17 protein-coding genes are annotated in these 14798 nt (G+C 72.7%); 1 reads left to right on the top strand and 16 read right to left on the bottom strand.

From position 1 onward, the window contains the following. Positions 1-55: 55 nt before the first annotated feature. The 8 genes from NHG27_RS03510 to clsA all read right to left on the bottom strand — a co-directional run bounded on the left by NHG27_RS03510 (position 56) and on the right by clsA (position 6385). Positions 56-646, bottom strand: a complete 591-nt coding sequence (locus tag NHG27_RS03510) for a MerR family transcriptional regulator (RefSeq protein WP_193720243.1) — start codon at positions 644-646, stop codon at positions 56-58. Positions 647-912: 266 nt separating this feature from the next. Then, positions 913-1413, bottom strand: coding sequence for a bifunctional nuclease family protein (locus NHG27_RS03505; RefSeq protein ID WP_193720265.1), 501 nt, complete (start codon positions 1411-1413; stop codon positions 913-915). A 123-nt stretch (positions 1414-1536) separates the two neighbouring features. After that, positions 1537-2349, bottom strand: coding sequence for a transcriptional regulator FtsR (gene ftsR, locus NHG27_RS03500; RefSeq protein ID WP_497014756.1), 813 nt, complete (start codon positions 2347-2349; stop codon positions 1537-1539). Next, the gene (locus NHG27_RS03495) at positions 2346-2837 is read right to left on the bottom strand and encodes an FHA domain-containing protein (protein ID WP_497014755.1); all 492 of its coding nucleotides are present in this window, start codon (positions 2835-2837) and stop codon (positions 2346-2348) included. Before NHG27_RS03495 ends, ftsR begins: the two co-directional genes overlap by 4 nt. Positions 2838-3023: 186 nt before the next feature. Further along, complete coding sequence (locus tag NHG27_RS03490; protein WP_497014754.1) at positions 3024-4418, bottom strand: DUF881 domain-containing protein; 1395 nt, start codon at positions 4416-4418, stop codon at positions 3024-3026. Positions 4419-4425: 7 nt separating this feature from the next. Then, complete coding sequence (locus tag NHG27_RS03485; protein ID WP_056651935.1) at positions 4426-4758, bottom strand: small basic family protein; 333 nt, start codon at positions 4756-4758, stop codon at positions 4426-4428. Further along, the gene (locus NHG27_RS03480; protein WP_497014753.1) at positions 4755-5690 is read right to left on the bottom strand and encodes a DUF881 domain-containing protein; all 936 of its coding nucleotides are present in this window, start codon (positions 5688-5690) and stop codon (positions 4755-4757) included. The genes NHG27_RS03485 and NHG27_RS03480 overlap by 4 nt, the downstream gene beginning before the upstream one ends. Before the next feature lie 65 nt (positions 5691-5755). Next, positions 5756-6385 carry a cardiolipin synthase ClsA gene (clsA, locus tag NHG27_RS03475; RefSeq protein WP_193720239.1) on the bottom strand — a complete coding sequence of 210 codons (630 nt, stop codon included), beginning with the start codon at positions 6383-6385 and terminating at the stop codon, positions 5756-5758. Between the two features lie 398 nt (positions 6386-6783). Here clsA and NHG27_RS03470 point away from each other — a divergent pair, with 398 nt between their 5' ends. Further along, the gene (locus tag NHG27_RS03470) at positions 6784-8706 is read left to right on the top strand and encodes a DEAD/DEAH box helicase (protein WP_497014752.1); all 1923 of its coding nucleotides are present in this window, start codon (positions 6784-6786) and stop codon (positions 8704-8706) included. An 83-nt stretch (positions 8707-8789) separates the two neighbouring features. Here NHG27_RS03470 and NHG27_RS03465 read toward each other — a convergent pair whose 3' ends face one another. The 8 genes from NHG27_RS03465 to ribD form a co-directional block, all read right to left on the bottom strand. Next, the gene (locus tag NHG27_RS03465; RefSeq protein ID WP_497014751.1) at positions 8790-8942 is read right to left on the bottom strand and encodes a hypothetical protein; all 153 of its coding nucleotides are present in this window, start codon (positions 8940-8942) and stop codon (positions 8790-8792) included. Between the two features lie 52 nt (positions 8943-8994). After that, complete coding sequence (locus tag NHG27_RS03460; protein WP_497014750.1) at positions 8995-9474, bottom strand: PH domain-containing protein; 480 nt, start codon at positions 9472-9474, stop codon at positions 8995-8997. A gap of 189 nt (positions 9475-9663) precedes the next feature. Further along, positions 9664-10518, bottom strand: coding sequence for an ATP phosphoribosyltransferase (gene hisG, locus NHG27_RS03455; RefSeq protein WP_193720236.1), 855 nt, complete (start codon positions 10516-10518; stop codon positions 9664-9666). Between the two features lie 170 nt (positions 10519-10688). Next, entirely contained in the window at positions 10689-10952 is a 264-nt protein-coding gene (locus NHG27_RS03450; RefSeq protein ID WP_030151355.1) for a phosphoribosyl-ATP diphosphatase, read from the bottom strand. Between the two features lie 74 nt (positions 10953-11026). After that, positions 11027-11494 carry a 6,7-dimethyl-8-ribityllumazine synthase gene (gene ribH, locus NHG27_RS03445; RefSeq protein WP_193720235.1) on the bottom strand — a complete coding sequence of 156 codons (468 nt, stop codon included), beginning with the start codon at positions 11492-11494 and terminating at the stop codon, positions 11027-11029. Then, positions 11491-12900, bottom strand: a complete 1410-nt coding sequence (gene ribB, locus NHG27_RS03440; protein WP_497014749.1) for a 3,4-dihydroxy-2-butanone-4-phosphate synthase — start codon at positions 12898-12900, stop codon at positions 11491-11493. The genes ribH and ribB overlap by 4 nt, the downstream gene beginning before the upstream one ends. Next, entirely contained in the window at positions 12897-13613 is a 717-nt protein-coding gene (locus NHG27_RS03435; protein WP_497014748.1) for a riboflavin synthase, read from the bottom strand. The genes ribB and NHG27_RS03435 overlap by 4 nt, the downstream gene beginning before the upstream one ends. Then, a complete protein-coding gene (gene ribD / locus NHG27_RS03430) occupies positions 13613-14785 on the bottom strand; it encodes a bifunctional diaminohydroxyphosphoribosylaminopyrimidine deaminase/5-amino-6-(5-phosphoribosylamino)uracil reductase RibD (RefSeq protein WP_497014747.1) in 1173 nt (390 codons plus the stop codon). Before ribD ends, NHG27_RS03435 begins: the two co-directional genes overlap by 1 nt. Positions 14786-14798 lie beyond the last annotated feature (13 nt).

Below are 14798 nucleotides of genomic sequence, written 5' to 3'. Positions count from 1 at the left end.
ATCGCCACGTCCTGGGCGGCGCGCGGTCCCCGCCAGGCAGTCCGGCGGCGGTCTCTCAGCCGGCCGAGCGTGCCCGACGACGGAGCTCGAGCTCGTCCTCGGAGGGCGGGCTGGGCGTCTCGTCCTCGCCGAGGGACTCGGCCGGCATGTCGCTCAGCGTCCCCTCGACCTCGCGCCAGACGCGTCCGACGGCGATGCCGAACACTCCCTGGCCACCCTGCACCAGGTCCACGACCTCGTCGGGGGACGTGCACTCGTACACGCTCGCGCCGTCGCTCATGAGCGTGATCTGCGCGAGGTCGTTGACGCCGCGCTCCCGCAGGTGCTCGACCGCGGTGCGGATCTGCTGGAGGGACACCCCCGTGTCGAGGAGCCGCTTGACGATCTTGAGGACGAGGATGTCCCGGAAACCGTAGAGACGATGCGTCCCCGACCCGGACGCGGGACGGACGGTCGGTTCGACCAGGCCCGTGCGGGCCCAGTAGTCCAGCTGCCGATAGGTGATGCCGGCCACCCTGCAGGCCGTCGGCCCGCGGTACCCGATGCTGGTGTCGAGCTCGGTGATGTCCTCGCCGAACAGCAGGCCCTGGGCCGCGTGGGGAACAGGAGCCCCCGGCTCCGCACCAGCTCTGCCGCTGCTGTTCACTGTGCCTCCAAGGATGATGTGGACTCCACGCTAGGCCCGGTGCCGGGGAGCGTCAACGACTGAGCCGCTGAGAGCTGCGCGTGTCGCAGCCGCCACTCCCCCTGCGACGCCCCTCCCCGGCGGGTGAGGCGGTCACCGTCGGCAGGAGAGCGGTATTGCGAAGGACCAGACGATGTATGCGTTTTGTCGTGAACGAAAGGCGTGGTTTGTCTGACTTTCCTCCCGTGCGACGCCGCCAGTGGCGCGGGCCCCGACCGACACCGGCCTCATGGATCGTCCGACTCCCCGCCGCGGCCGGGTGAACCGAAGTCGTCGGGTGAAACGTGCTCCAGGAAGTCTCGGAACTCGGCGACCTCCCGCTGCTGCTCCGGGTCGACGATCTCCACCCCGGCCAGTGCGACGATCTCCGCCGAGCACATGACCGGGCTGCCCGTACGGACCGCCACCGCGATCGCGTCCGAGGCGCGAGCATCCACCCTGACCCCCGTGCTGAGCACCATCTCGGCGAAGAAGATCCCGTCGTCCAGCGCGACGATCTCCACCCGCAGCAGGCCGACGTGCACCGCCTCCAGGACGTCCCGCAGCAGGTCATGGGTCATCGGTCGAGGGGCGGTCAGGTGCGCCTGCGCCATCGCGATCGCGCTCGCCTCCCGCGGCCCGATGATGATCGGGACCACCAGCTCCGCAGCGGGGTCGAGCAGGAGCACCACGATCTCCTGCCCTGCCCCCTGCTGCTGGCGCACGCCGAGGACCTCCACCGGGACCATCGGCACCTCGTTGCTCACTCGTCCACCGTACGACGGCAGACGCTGTCCGTCAGAAGGAGGGACGCACGACCACCATGACCGCTCGCGGGACCGCCGGGCCGCTGGCTCGTCCGGGCACGACGCTCAGGTCGTGAGGTCGCCCACGCCCTGCCGGAGCCACACCGTGTGCAGCTTCGCGAAGAGCTCGCCGACCTCGCCCGCCAGCGCACCTGCGTGCGCTCGTGCCGAGGCGGACTGCTGGCTGCGCCACGGCGCGACGACCTGCTCGACCAATCCGACGTGGCGGTCGGCGGACGTGCGCAGCAGACGCAGGTGCCGCGGCTCGATGCCGTACTCGCCTAGTGCTGCGGCGAGCTGCACGACCTCGAGCGACCAGGCGTCGAGCTGACCGCCAGGGGCCTGCCGCAGGACACCTGCCGAGATCAGGCCTTCGACGAGCGAGACGTCCACGCCCACCGTCGTCGCGAGCGAGCCGACGGTGTACCGCTGACGGACGGCCGTGACCTCGGTCTCGCCATCGCTGGCTGCCAGCCGCAGGGCCGGGTTCTCCGCGGTCTCTCCGGCGTCGAGCGCAGCCAGGTTCTCCTTGATCACCTTGAGCGGCAGGTAGCGGTCGCGCTGCTCGAGCAGGACGTAGCGCAGCCGCTCGACGTCGGCCGCACTGTACTGCCGGTAGCCGGACGGGGTGCGCTCGGGGTCGATCAGCCCTTGCTCCTCGAGGAACCGGAGCTTCGAGTGGCTGACGGTGGGGAACTCCGTGCGCAGGGCGCGCAGGACGTCCGAGATGCGCATCGTGGCACGCCGGGAGATCCCCTGCGGCCAGGGTTCGCGCGATCCCTCGAAGTCCTCGTCGGCGTCCGCGGACCCCGAGGTCAGCGCACCGGTGCCGTCGAACCGGTTCTCGTGCCCCCAGGGGGAGCGTGCCGGCTGGTTCACGGGTGCCCTGCCGCGCCTTCCGCCGACTCCGCGGGCTGGCCGAGGACCGGGCTGGTGCAGAACGTGAGGCGGTACTTGCCGATCTGCACCTCGTCGCCGGAGACCAGCGCCACGGCGTCGACCCGGTTGCGGTTGACGTAGGTGCCGTTGAGGGAGCCGATGTCCCGGACGACGAACTCGTCGTTCTCACGGACGAACTCCGCGTGCTTGCGCGAGACCGTGACGTCGTCGAGAAAGATGTCGGCGTGCTCGCTGCGACCGGCGACCGTCCGCTCGGCGTCGAGCAGGAAGCGGGAGCCGACCGCCGGGCCACGCTGCATCACGAGAAGAGCAGAGTGCCGGGGCAGCGCGGAGATGGCGGCCTGTTCCTCGGCGGAGAGTCCGCCGGGCTGGGTGCCCTCCTCGATCGGCAGCTCGATGCGTCCGAACGTGACGGTCGTATCGCTGCCTCCCCGGCGTGGCTCCGCAGATTCACCTGGAGTGGTCATCTCGCCTCCTCGGGAGTTTTGACGCATTCAGAGCAAAATGCCTTGGGCGGAAAGGTACTACACCCCTCTGCGCACTTCCCGACAGGAGGCACGGTGATGCGGGCAATACCCGTCCAACCCGTCCAACCTACCCCGCCGGACGGTCCGGAGAAAAGTATCCGCCCACGTCACGACCGCCGGAAGCACTCAGTCGCCGCTCTCCGCAGGGACCGGTGTCGCGAACTGCGGGGCCTGCGGCTCCCGTGTGGACGTGATGGTCACCAGGTCCTGCTGCGTGATGACAGGGTCCGCACCTTCGTTGCGGACCGAGGCCATCGCGCCCCCGGGGATCTCGAGCGCGGTCTCGAGCGTCGAGGGGTCGCCGATCGCCTTCCACCGGTAGGGCGAGGAGATCACCTGCCCGTCCACGACCATCCCCCGGCTGGTCTCCTCGAAGTAGCTGCTCGTGACCAGACGGACACCGTTGACCTCGACGACCTCCACGCCCGCGTTGCGGAGCTCTTCGAGGATGTTGAAGAGCTTGCTGGCCGGGATGCTCCGGTCGCCCTCCGTGATCGTGAGCTCGATCCCCGGCCCCTCGGCAGGCAGCCGGCCGGACAGGATCCCCTGGGACTCGGCCTGACGCTGGGCGAGCTCGAGGGCCGCCCGCTGCTGGCCCGAGCCCGAGCTGAGCTCGTCACGGGTCTCCTGCAGGCTCGACACACGAGCCTCGAGCTCGTTCGCCCGCTGGGTGACGTCGTCCAGGAGCCGCACGAGGTCCGTCTGACGCAGCGAGGACAGCTGCTCCTCCTGGGTCTGGCTCACCTGGACGGCCAGCGCGAACCCGAGCAGGGCGCACAGCAGCCCCGCGAGGAGCTGTGAACGGTTCGCCGTCGGCCGCATCGCACGAGCGAGCTTCGACCAGCCCGAGGTCCGCGCCTCTGTCCCTGCCGTTGCCTTCGGTGCCGGTGACGGTGACGGTGACGGTGCCGACGACGGGGTCGCGGCCGGTGCGACGTTCTCCTCGGCGGCGTCAGGTCGGCCGCCCGGACTGCCCGTGGCCGACCCGGCTGCGGTTTGCGCGCCCGCGGCCCGTGCGTCTGGGGCGTGGCCCGTCGGACGGTAACGGTCGACGCCGGCGGCTGCCTCCTTCGTCGTCGGCTCGGCGGAAGGCGCGGGCGTCACGTCGGGTGCCGCCTGGATCGGGACGTACGGGGCGTCGTCGCCCAGTTCTGCGGCGACGTCCCACGGGACCTCGGCAGCGGTCCACCGCTCGAGGGGGTGCGGGGCGGTCTCCGCCGTACCGAGGGGCACGGAGGGCTCGCCCTCGGCCACGACGGCAGCGTCGGCGGGTTCCTCGTCCGGCGCGGTCCCGGTCGCGGCTTCGGTGGCCTCCGGCGTCGTGCCGGCGGGGGCGTCCTGCGCTGCGTCGACCGGCTCCTCGCCGGGGACGTCCTCGGCCGAGGCTGCGGGCGGGTCGTCGGGGGTCGAACCCTCGTCGACCGGGCGCGTCTCGTCCGCCGGGGACGGGACCGCGTCGTCGTCCTCGGGACGCTCGGGGTTCACGGGAGGGGTGCCGTCGGGCGTCGACCTCGTCGTCATCGCGGGCCTAGGCCTTGAACAGGTGCCGACGGATCGCGGCCGCGTTGGAGAAGATGCGGATCCCGAGGACCACGACGACGCCGGTCGAGAGCTGCGTGCCCACGCCGAGCTGGTCGCCGAGGAAGACGATGAGCGCCGCGACGACGACGTTCGAGAGGAACGACACGAGGAAGACCTTGTCGTCGAAGAGGCCGTCGAGCATGGCCCGCAGCCCGCCGAAGAGCGCGTCGAGCGCCGCGACGACCGCGATGGGCAGGTAGGGCTGCAGGGCGACGGGGACCGTGGGTTGGAGCACGAGGCCCGCCACGACTCCGAGGACCAGTCCGACGACTGCGATCATTCCGTGCTCTCCTGCCCTGCGAGTGAACTGTCGGCTCCGGCGGGACCGGTCGACGACCGAAGGCTCTCGCTCCCCTGCGTCGACGGGCTGTCCTGACCGGTCGGCACCCCAGGCTCGTCACCTGTGGTTGCCGTGGAGTCTACGGCTTGCGCGTAGAAGAGTCGTTGGATTCCGTCCCCTGGCAGGGAGAGCTTGCTCTGGGAGATCCGGCTGGACTGGATCCCCCACTTCGAGCTGAGGATGCTGAGGTATCCCGGGGCGTCGGAGCGGGCGAACTCGGTCTCGAGCGTCGCCGGGTCTCCGATCGCCTCGACGCGGTACGGCCCGATCAAGGGCTGCAGGTCCACGAGGATCGCCTCGCCCGCGCTACGGATCGCACTGAGCGGCGTCAGCCGCTGCCCGTTGATCGCGATGGCCTCCGCACCCGACGCCCACAGGGCGTTGACCACCCGCTGGAGGTCGCTGTCCTGGACCTTCTCGTTGAGCGACTGGTCGTCCGCCCCCACGCCCGCCGGGGCGTCCTGGAGCGTGAGGACCAGGCCGGGCCCCGTGACGGCAAGGGACCCGCTCGCGACGCCGTCGATCTGGAGAGTCTCCAGGAGTGCGGGGTCCACGTCGGCGAGAGCCTCGGTCTGCAGGGTCTCGATCTCGTCGCTCACGGCGGTGGCCTGCGCCGACAGCGCGTCGACCTGCTCGCGCCGGTCGAGGATCTCCTTCTCGAGGACCTTGCGCGCCTCGATCGCCGCGCCCTGAGGTGCACGCAGGTCGATCGTCGCCGCCGCGGTGACGAACCCGAGGGCGACCGCCAGCACCGCGACGAAGACCCACGTCCCGGTCCGGCGAGGCGGCTCCTGGCCCGTGGTGCGTCGTGCGGCGGCTTCCGCGTAGCCCGGGTCCAGGGGCCGGTCCATGACCTCGGTGAGCAGGGTCATGGAGGCGTCGAGAGGCGGTCGCCTGTGCCGGGATGCGGAGGTCGCCTCGTTGCGGGTGTCGTGGGTCATCCTGCGGCCGTGTCCTGGGTGTCGGGGCGGTTCGCCCGGTCGTCCGTGGGGACGGCGTGACCGGAGACGAGCTGGCGGGTCTGACGGATGTACTGGATCCCGGCGAGCCAGTAGAGGCCGATGCCCCAGCCGGTGAAGGCCCAGCCGATGATGGAGGCGGCCGCCCCGAGGGCGCCGGGGGCCTCCGCCAGGAGAAGGAGGGGGAACGCGTAGAGCAGGGCGAACGTGGCGGCCTTGCCCACGAAGCTCACCGGGAGCGGGCCGTACCCGTGGCGGGTCAGGACGGGAAGCAGGCACAGGAGCGTGAGGTCACGCAGCAGGATGACGACGAGGACCCACAGGGGGACGACGTCTCGCCACGCGAGGCCGACCAGCGTCACGAGGATGAAGAGCCGGTCGGCTGCGGGGTCGAGCATCTGCCCGAGCTTGGTGACCTGGTCGAGACGCCGGGCGAGCACGCCGTCGAGCCAGTCGGACGCCCCCGAGACCGCGAGGACCGCGAGCGCCCACTCGTCCTGTCCCTGGACGATGAGGACGGCGAAGACGGGGACGAGGGCGAGCCGGAGGAGGCTGATGGTGTTGGGGATCGTGAGGATTCGTGAGCTGACCTCTTGATCTGCTGTCACGCCCACCGCCCGTTGCTCACTGCGTCCTGTGTGTCCTGTCCGTCTTCATCCTACGGTGGGCCATCCTAGGGCTGGGCGGGGCGTCGTGGGCGGGATGGTGCCCGTGTCGGGTGGTGACGTGTCTGCTGGGGCGGGTGACGTCGTCGGGCGGGGTGGGGTGCGCCGGGCCTTGTGTTGGACGTCACCGGGTCCCGGTTCTCCGCCCTGGGTGGGTGTCGCGTAGAGTAGGGGCACAATCTGGAGTTCGTCGCTGTTCCCGCGTGTTCGTGTGAGTGTGGCCTGCCGCTGTTTCTGCGCGGGCGAGTCACCGGTGTGTGTTCGGGAGTGCGGCCAGTGGAGAGCCGACTTGGCAACCACGCGTAACTCCCACCCTCAGCGAAACGGTTGAACACATCTCTATGTCTCTTGACACCTCTGCGCCCACGCACGCCCTCGACCTGGTCGAGACCGCCCAGACGCCGGCTCCTGCCGAGCAGTCGGGCCCCACGTTCGCGGACCTGGGTCTGCCGACGAACATCCTCAAGGCCGTGACGGACCTCGGCTTCACGATCCCCTCCGCCATCCAGGAGCGTGCGATCCCTGCACTGCTCTCCGGGCGTGACATCACGGGTGTCGCCCAGACGGGTACGGGCAAGACCGCTGCGTTCGGTCTGCCGATGCTCGCGGCGATCGACCCGAACCTGGGCCGTGTCCAGGGTCTGGTCCTCGCCCCGACGCGCGAGCTCGCGATGCAGGTGGCCGAGGCCATCGAGACCTTCGCCAAGCACGTGCCCGGCATCGAGGTCGTCGCGGTCTACGGCGGTTCCCCCTACCAGCCTCAGCAGCGCGCGCTGCAGCGTGGTGCCCAGATCGTCGTCGGGACCCCCGGCCGTGTGATGGACCACCTGGAGCGTCGCAGCCTCGTGCTCGACGACATCCGTTACCTGGTCCTGGACGAGGCCGACGAGATGCTGCGCATGGGCTTCGCGGAGGACGTCGAGAAGATCTTCGGTCAGGCTCCGCGCGAGCGTCAGGTCGCGCTGTTCTCCGCGACCATGCCGGCCCCGATCCGTCGCGTGGCTGCCCAGCACCTGAACGACCCGGTCGAGATCGCGGTCACCCGTCAGTCCTCGACGGTGACGTCGGTGCGCCAGACGTACTCGGTGGTGCCGTTCCGTCACAAGACCGGTGCCCTGGTGCGCGTGCTCGCGACGTCGGACGCCGACGCGGCGATCGTCTTCACCCGGACGCGTGGCGCGGCCGAGGAGGTCGGTTCGGCTCTCGTCGAGCGTGGCATCTCGGCGGCGACGATCTCGGGTGACGTGGCGCAGAAGGACCGCGAGAAGATCGTCGAGCGTCTGCGCTCGGGTGCCCTGGACGTGCTGGTCGCGACGGACGTCGCGGCGCGTGGCCTGGACGTGGACCGTATCGGTCTGGTCGTGAACTTCGACCTGCCGGGTGAGCCCGAGGCCTACGTGCACCGCATCGGCCGTACGGGCCGTGCCGGTCGTACGGGCGAGGCCCTGAGCTTCGTGACGCCGGGCGAGCGCAACCGCCTGAAGTTCATCGAGAAGACGATCCGTGCGAGCCTCGAAGAGGTCGACGTGCCCTCCCCCGCGGACGTCTCCGCGCACAAGGCGCGTCGCATCCTCGGTCAGGTCGCGGAGCGTCAGGCTGCCGGTCGTCTGTCGATGTACCGCGACCTGGTCGCGGCGTACGTCGCCGAGTCGGACGTGGACCCGATCGACCTGGCAGCGACCCTGGTTGCCCTGTCGGTCGGTGACGACGGCCCCAAGGCCCGCGAGGAGCAGGAGCTCTTCGAGGCGCAGCGCGCCGAGGCCAAGAACGCCCGCCGTGAGCGCGAGTCGCGTCCGTACGGCGAGCGTGACTCGCGTGGTCCCCGTGAGGGTGGCCGTGGCGGCGAGCGCGGTATCCGTCGTGACGCCGTGGGGACCCGCTACCGTCTGGCGGTCGGGCACACGCACGGCGCCCAGCCGTCCGGGATCGTCGGCGCCCTGACGAACGAGGGTGGCCTCAACGGCAAGGACCTGGGCAAGATCGACATCTTCCCGAGCTTCTCCCTCGTGGACATCGCGACCCCGCTCGACTCCGCGACGATCGACCGCATCTCGCGGGCCCGTGTCGCGGGCAAGTCGCTGCGCATCCAGGTCGACCAGGGTGCCCCGCAGGGTGCCCGTGCTCCCCGTACCGGTGGTTCGGCGCCTCGCTCGGGCGGTTACGCCGGCGGGCACTCGGGTCACGGCCCGGCCGGTCGCTACGACGAGCGCTCCGAGCGCGGCGGCGAGCGCAAGGCTCCCCGTTACCGCACGGGTGAGCGCTGATCGCTTCGCGGGCCTGATCTCAGGCCGCTGAGCACGACGTGAGGGCCTCCGGAACCGTCAGGTTCCGGGGGCCCTCACGCGTCTCACGACGTCGTCCTGGCGGGCGCGCCCCGTGACGGTGGTGCGGCCAGGTGCCGAGCCTGGTCGAGCCACGCGGCCCGTTGCTGCGGGGTGGACCCGCCCAGCGGGCTCGCGAGGAGTCGCTCGACGACGGCGTCGCCGAGGTAGGCGCCCACGCAGCGCTCCCAGACGGCCGCGAGCGGGTCCCCGGGGACCGACGGCGTCGCGTCAGTCCTCGTGCGCCTCGCCCAGGGCCGCGACCAGGGCCGCCAGGCGGGCCGCCTCGCTCTCGCTGCGTCGCGCCCCGTCCGCCCGCTGGATGCCCATGACCGCGAGCGCCTTGCCGTCCGAGAGGTCCAGGCGCACCCAGGGGTCGCCGGGGCCGAAGCGCACCGAGAGGACCTCTGCCCATTCGAGGTGGCGGGTGAAGAGGATGTTGTGGACCGTGAGGTGCTCGGGGGTGACGGTGGCCCGGACCTGTCCCAGGCGCCACAGGACGAGTGCGCAGAAGGCCCCGACGCCGATGGTGGCGGCCTTGTTCCATCCGGAGTCGGTCCCGGGGCCGGTCGCGACGAGGGCGACGAAGGTGCACCCGGCGAGGATCACGACGGCGGCGGTGTAGGCGACGGCGGTGCCCCAGCGGGGCCGGAAGGGGGCGTAGGGGTCGCCGGGCAGTTCCCCGGGTGGTGGTGCGACGTAGCTGCTCACGTCTTCATCCTCCCCCGTGCGTGGTGCCGGGTCGACGGCGTGGTCTGCGGGGGGTGTGGCCGCGGCTCGTCCTGGTGCTGGGCGCGGGCTGCTGGGTCCGGGTGTCCCGGGGGCGACGCTGCCCGGTGACCCTGCGCGCCGGGCGGAGGGTCACCGGGCAGCGTCACCGGGTGGAGGGGCTGGGGGGCCTCAGAGGCGGCAGGCGTGGATCGAGGTGACCAGGATCGCGCGGGCACCGACCTCGTAGAGGGCGTCCATGAGCTTGTTCGTCTGGTCGCGGCGCACCATGGCGCGCACGGCCGCCCAGTCGCGGTCGTGCAGCGGGGACACGGTCGGGGACTCCAGGCCGGGCGTGAGGGCGACGGCAGCCTCCACCAGGTGCGCGGGCACGTCGTAGTCCATGAGGACGTACTGGCGGGCCGTGAGGACGCCCAGGAGGCGGCGGGTGAGGGTCTCGAGGCCCGTGGAGACGGCGTCGTCGGTCACCGAGGCGGGGCGGATGAGGACGGCCTCGGACTTCAGGATGGGGTCGCCGAAGACCTCCAGGCCGGCCCCGCGCAGGGTCGTGCCCGTGGACACGACGTCCGCGACGACGTCGGCGATGCCGAGCTGGACGGCGGACTCGACCGCACCGTCCAGGTGCACCACGGAGGCCGTGACGCCGTGGGCGCGCAGGTGGTTCTCCACCAGGACCTCGTAGGAGGTGGCCACGCGCAGTCCCTCGACCTGGTCGAGGGACGTGATGGTGCCCACGGGGGCCGCGTACCGGAACGTGGAGCCGGCGAAGCCGAGCTGCATGTGCTCGACGGCCGCTGCGCCGGAGTCGAGCAGCAGGTCGCGGCCGGTGATGCCGGCGTCGACCGTGCCGGTGCCGACGTACACCGCGATGTCGCGGGGGCGCAGGAAGAAGAACTCGACGTCGTTGTCCGGGTCCGCGAGCACGAGCTCGCGGGTGTCGCGGCGCTGGCGGTAGCCGGCCTCACGGAGCATGTCGACGGCGGGCTCGGACAGGGAGCCCTTGTTGGGGACGGCGATGCGGAGCACGAGATCCTCGCGTTTCTGGAGGGTTCAGGGGGAATGATCTGGGTCGTCGACCACGACGAGCGCGGCCGGCGGACGAGCGGGACTGCGGGGGACGGCGGACAAGCGTGAGGGAAGCGACCCGGGTGCCTGGGCTCCCGTGCGCCTCCCCCTGGACCCGGACCTGGCCGGGTTCACAGATGCTTGTACACGTCCTGCAGGGTCAGGCCCTTGGCCAGGAGCAGCACCTGTACGTGGTACAGGAGCTGGGAGATCTCCTCGGCCGTCTTGTCGTCGCCCTCGTACTCGGCCGCCATCCACACCTCGGCGGCCTCCTCGACGATCTTCTTCCCGATCGCATGGACACCGGCATCCAGCTCCGCGACCGTGCCGGAACCGGCGGGTCGGGTGGTGGCCTTCTCGGTGAGCTCGGCGAACAGCCCTTCGAACGTCTTCACCCGACAAGGGTAGTCGCCCGGTGACCGGTGGGCCGAACCGTCCCGCCCACCGGTCACCGGGCTCCCTGCGGCCCCTACAGGTCGCGCAGCGCCACGACGGTCGCGATGGCGGCCTCGACGGCCTCCGCGCCCTTGTCCTCGCGCGAGCCGGGCAGCCCGGCACGGTCCAGGGCCTGCTGCTCGTCGTCGCACGTGAGGACCCCGAACCCGACCGGGACCCCGGTGCGCACCGAGACGTCGGTCAGCCCCGTGGTCGCGGCCGAGCACACGTACTCGAAGTGCGGGGTCCCCCCGCGGATCACGACGCCGAGCGCGACGACCGCGTCCGCGCCGTGCTCGGCCGCCCGCACCGCCGCGACGGGCAGCTCGAACGAGCCGGGGACCCGGACCACCCGCACGTGCGTGACGTTCGCGGCCGCGAGCGCCCGGTGGGCCCCGGCGAGGAGGCCGTCCATGACCTCGGTGTGCCAGCTGGCGGCGACCACGGTGACCCGCAGCCCGGTGCCGTCGACGGTGATCTGGGGTGCTCCTGCGCCGCTCATCGGTCGCTCTCCTCGGTGGTGGTGGGGTGTTCTGGGGTGATGGTGCGCTCGGGGGTGACCTCGACGGTGTCCAGGAGGTGGCCCATGGCGACCTTCTTGGTCATGAGGTACCCGTGGTTGTGCTCGCCGTGCCCGACCTCGAGCCGGTGGGCGTCGACGACGTCGATGCCGTGGGCTGCGAGCCCGGTGACCTTGGCGGGGTTGTTCGTGAGCAGGGTGATGCGTTCGAGGCCGAGGTCGTGCAGGATCGCGGCCGCGGCGCCGTACTCGCGCCGGTCCACGGGCCACCCGAGCTCGAGGTTGGCCTGGACGGTGTCGAACCCGGCGTCCTGGAGCTCGTAGGCGCCGATCTTGGCGAGCAAGCCGATGCCCCGGCCCTCGTGCCCGCGCAGGTAGACGACGGCTCCTCCCTGGGCGGCGACGCGTTCCATGGAGGCCTGGAGCTGGGGGCCGCAGTCGCAGCGCAGCGACCCGAACGCGTCACCGGTCAGGCACTCGGAGTGGACGCGCACGAGCGGTGCGGCCGGGGCGTCGGGCCCGGGGTCGACGGCGCCCCCTCCCCCGGCGGGCACGGCCAGGGGGACCAGGGCCACGTGCTCGGCGCCGGTGCGCAGGTCGCGGTAGCCGTGGACGCGGAAGTGTCCGTGCGCGGTGGGCAGGTCGGCGACGCTCGTGGCCTGCACGCGGGGCGCGGTCGTGGGCTCTGCGCTCTGCTCGGGCACGACGGGGTCGTGCTCGCGGCGCCAGGCGATGAGGTCCGCGATGGTGATCAGGACCAGGCCGGCCTCCGCGGCGGCGTGCGCGGCGTCGTCGAGCCGCATCATGGTGCCGTCGTCGTTGACGAGCTCGGCGATGCCCCCGACCTCGCCCGCGCCGGCCAGGCGGACCAGGTCGACCGCGGCCTCGGTGTGCCCGGCGCGGTGCAGGACCCCGCCCGGGACGGCGCGCAGGGGCAGGACGTGCCCGGGGCGGATGAGGTCGCCCGCACCCGAGGCGGGGTCGGCCAGGACGCGCAGGGTGCGGGCGCGGTCGGCGGCGGAGATGCCCGTGGTCACGCCCGTCGCGGCGTCCACGGTCACGGTGTAGGCGGTGCGCCGCGGGTCCTGGCTGTGCGGGACCATGAGCGGCAGGTCCAGGGCGTCGGCGCGGGCGGCCGGCATGGGGGCGCACAGGTAGCCCGAGGAGTGCCGGATGGTCCAGGCCACCCACTCGGGGGTCACGGTGCGGGCCGCGAAGACCACGTCGGCCTCGTTCTCGCGGTCCGGGGAGTCCGCGACGAGGACGGGGCGGCCCGCGCGGATCGCGTCGAGGGCTTCCTCGACGGTGCCGGTGCGCACGTGCCCCGGGTGCTCGGGCGCGTCGTGGGAGGCGCCCTGGGGGTGCTCGGCGCCGGGCAGGGTGGTCATCGCTGGCCTCGTTCCTGGGTCGTGCCCGTGCCGTGGGCGTCGTCCGGGCCGGTGGTGGCCGCGAGCGCCGCGGCTGGGGGTGCGGGCTCGCCGGTCGCCCCCCCGGGGGCGATCCCTGCCAGGAGGAGCCGTTCGACGTACTTCGCGATGACGTCGACCTCGAGGTTGACGCGGTCGCCGGGGACCAGGGAGCCGAGGGTCGTCGCGGCGAGCGTGGTCGGGACGAGGGAGACGCCGAACGTGGCGTCGTGCACGTGCGTCACCGTGAGGGAGATGCCGCTGACCGTGATCGAGCCCTTCTCGGCGACGTAGCGGGTCAGGGCCGGGGGGGCGGACAGGACCAGGTCGTCCCACCGGTCCCCGGGTGTGCGGCTGACCAGGGTGCCGACGCCGTCGACGTGGCCCTGCACGATGTGCCCGCCCAGGCGGGTGTCGGCCCGTACGGCACGTTCGAGGTTCACGGCGGACCCGGCCCGCAGGTCGCCCAGCGCGGTGCGACGCAGGGACTCGGGCATGACGTCGGCCGTGAACGTCCCGTCCGGGCCGAGGCCCGTGACGGTCAGGCACACCCCGTCGACCGCGATCGAGTCCCCCGGGTGGGCGTCCGAGGTGGCGAGGGGCCCGTGCACGGTCAGCACGGCGTCGGACTCCTCACCCCCTGGGAACGCGACCTCGCGGACGGTGCCGATCTCTTCGACGATTCCGGTGAACATCACTTCTCCTGTTCGGGGGTGGTGCGGTGGGTGGGGCGCAGGGAGCCGGGGGCGGTGCGGGCCACGACCAGGACGTCCTCGCCCAGGCGGCGCACGTCGTGCGTGACGAGGCGCGGCGCGTCCGCGAGGGTGGTCACGCCCAGGTCGCCCACGGCGCCCCGGCCCGCCCCGAGCAGCACGGGGGCGAGGTAGGCGTGGACCTCGTCGACGACGCCGGCCGCCAGGAAGGCGGTCGCCAGGTCCGGGCCGCCCTCGACCAGGACGTGGCGCACCTCGCGCGCGGCGAGGTCGGCCAGGACCGCGTGGACGTCACGCGTGCGCAGGTGCAGCACGGGCCCGCCGCCGTCGGAGGTCCATGCGCCCGCGGGCGCGAGCCGCACGTGCGGGGGGAGGTCGCGCAGCCCGACGACGACCCGCACCGGCTGGTGCTCGGCGAGCCCGGGTCCCGGCCCGGCCACGTCACCCGTGCGGGCTGTGAGCGAGGGGTCGTCCGCGACGACCGTGCCCGTGCCCACGACGATCGCGTCGACCTGTGCCCGCACCCGGTGGGCGTGCTCGCGCGCCGCGGGCCCGGTGATCCACTGCGAGGTGCCGTCCGGGGCCGCCACGCGCCCGTCGAGGGTCGAGGCGAGCTTGAGGGTCACGTACGGGCTCCCGCGGCGCACGGCGACCAGCCAGGGGCCCAGGAGGGCCTCCCCCTCGGCCTCGCGCAGCCCTGCGGCGACGCGCACCCCCGCACCGCGCAGGCGCTCGCCTCCCCCGCGGGCCACGGGGTCGGGGTCGGCCACGGCGTAGACGACCTCGGTCACTCCCGCGTCCAGCAGCGCCTGCGTGCACGGCCCGGTGCGGCCCGTGTGGTCGCAGGGTTCGAGCGTCACCACGGCCGTCGCGCCGCGCACGTCCACGCCGCGCTCACGGGCGTCGGCCAGTGCCGCGGCCTCGGCGTGCGCCGTCCCGGCACCACGGTGGAAGCCCTCGGCGAGCACGGCCCGGGGCGAGGCGTCCACGGGGCCGGGGGCGGCGCCGTCGGGCAGGGAGCCCAGCGGGCGCGGCCGCGGGGCCAGCAGGACGCAGCCCACGCGCGGGTTGGGGCCGTGCGCGGGGCCGCGAGCGCCCAGCTCGAGCGCGCGCACCATCGCGGCGTCGACCGTCAGTGTGGGCCTGGCGCCCATGGGTCCTCCTCCC

The sequence above is a fragment of the Oerskovia sp. 140933 genome (genome assembly GCF_059651515.1).
This window is presented reverse-complemented; position numbering and strand designations above follow the sequence as displayed.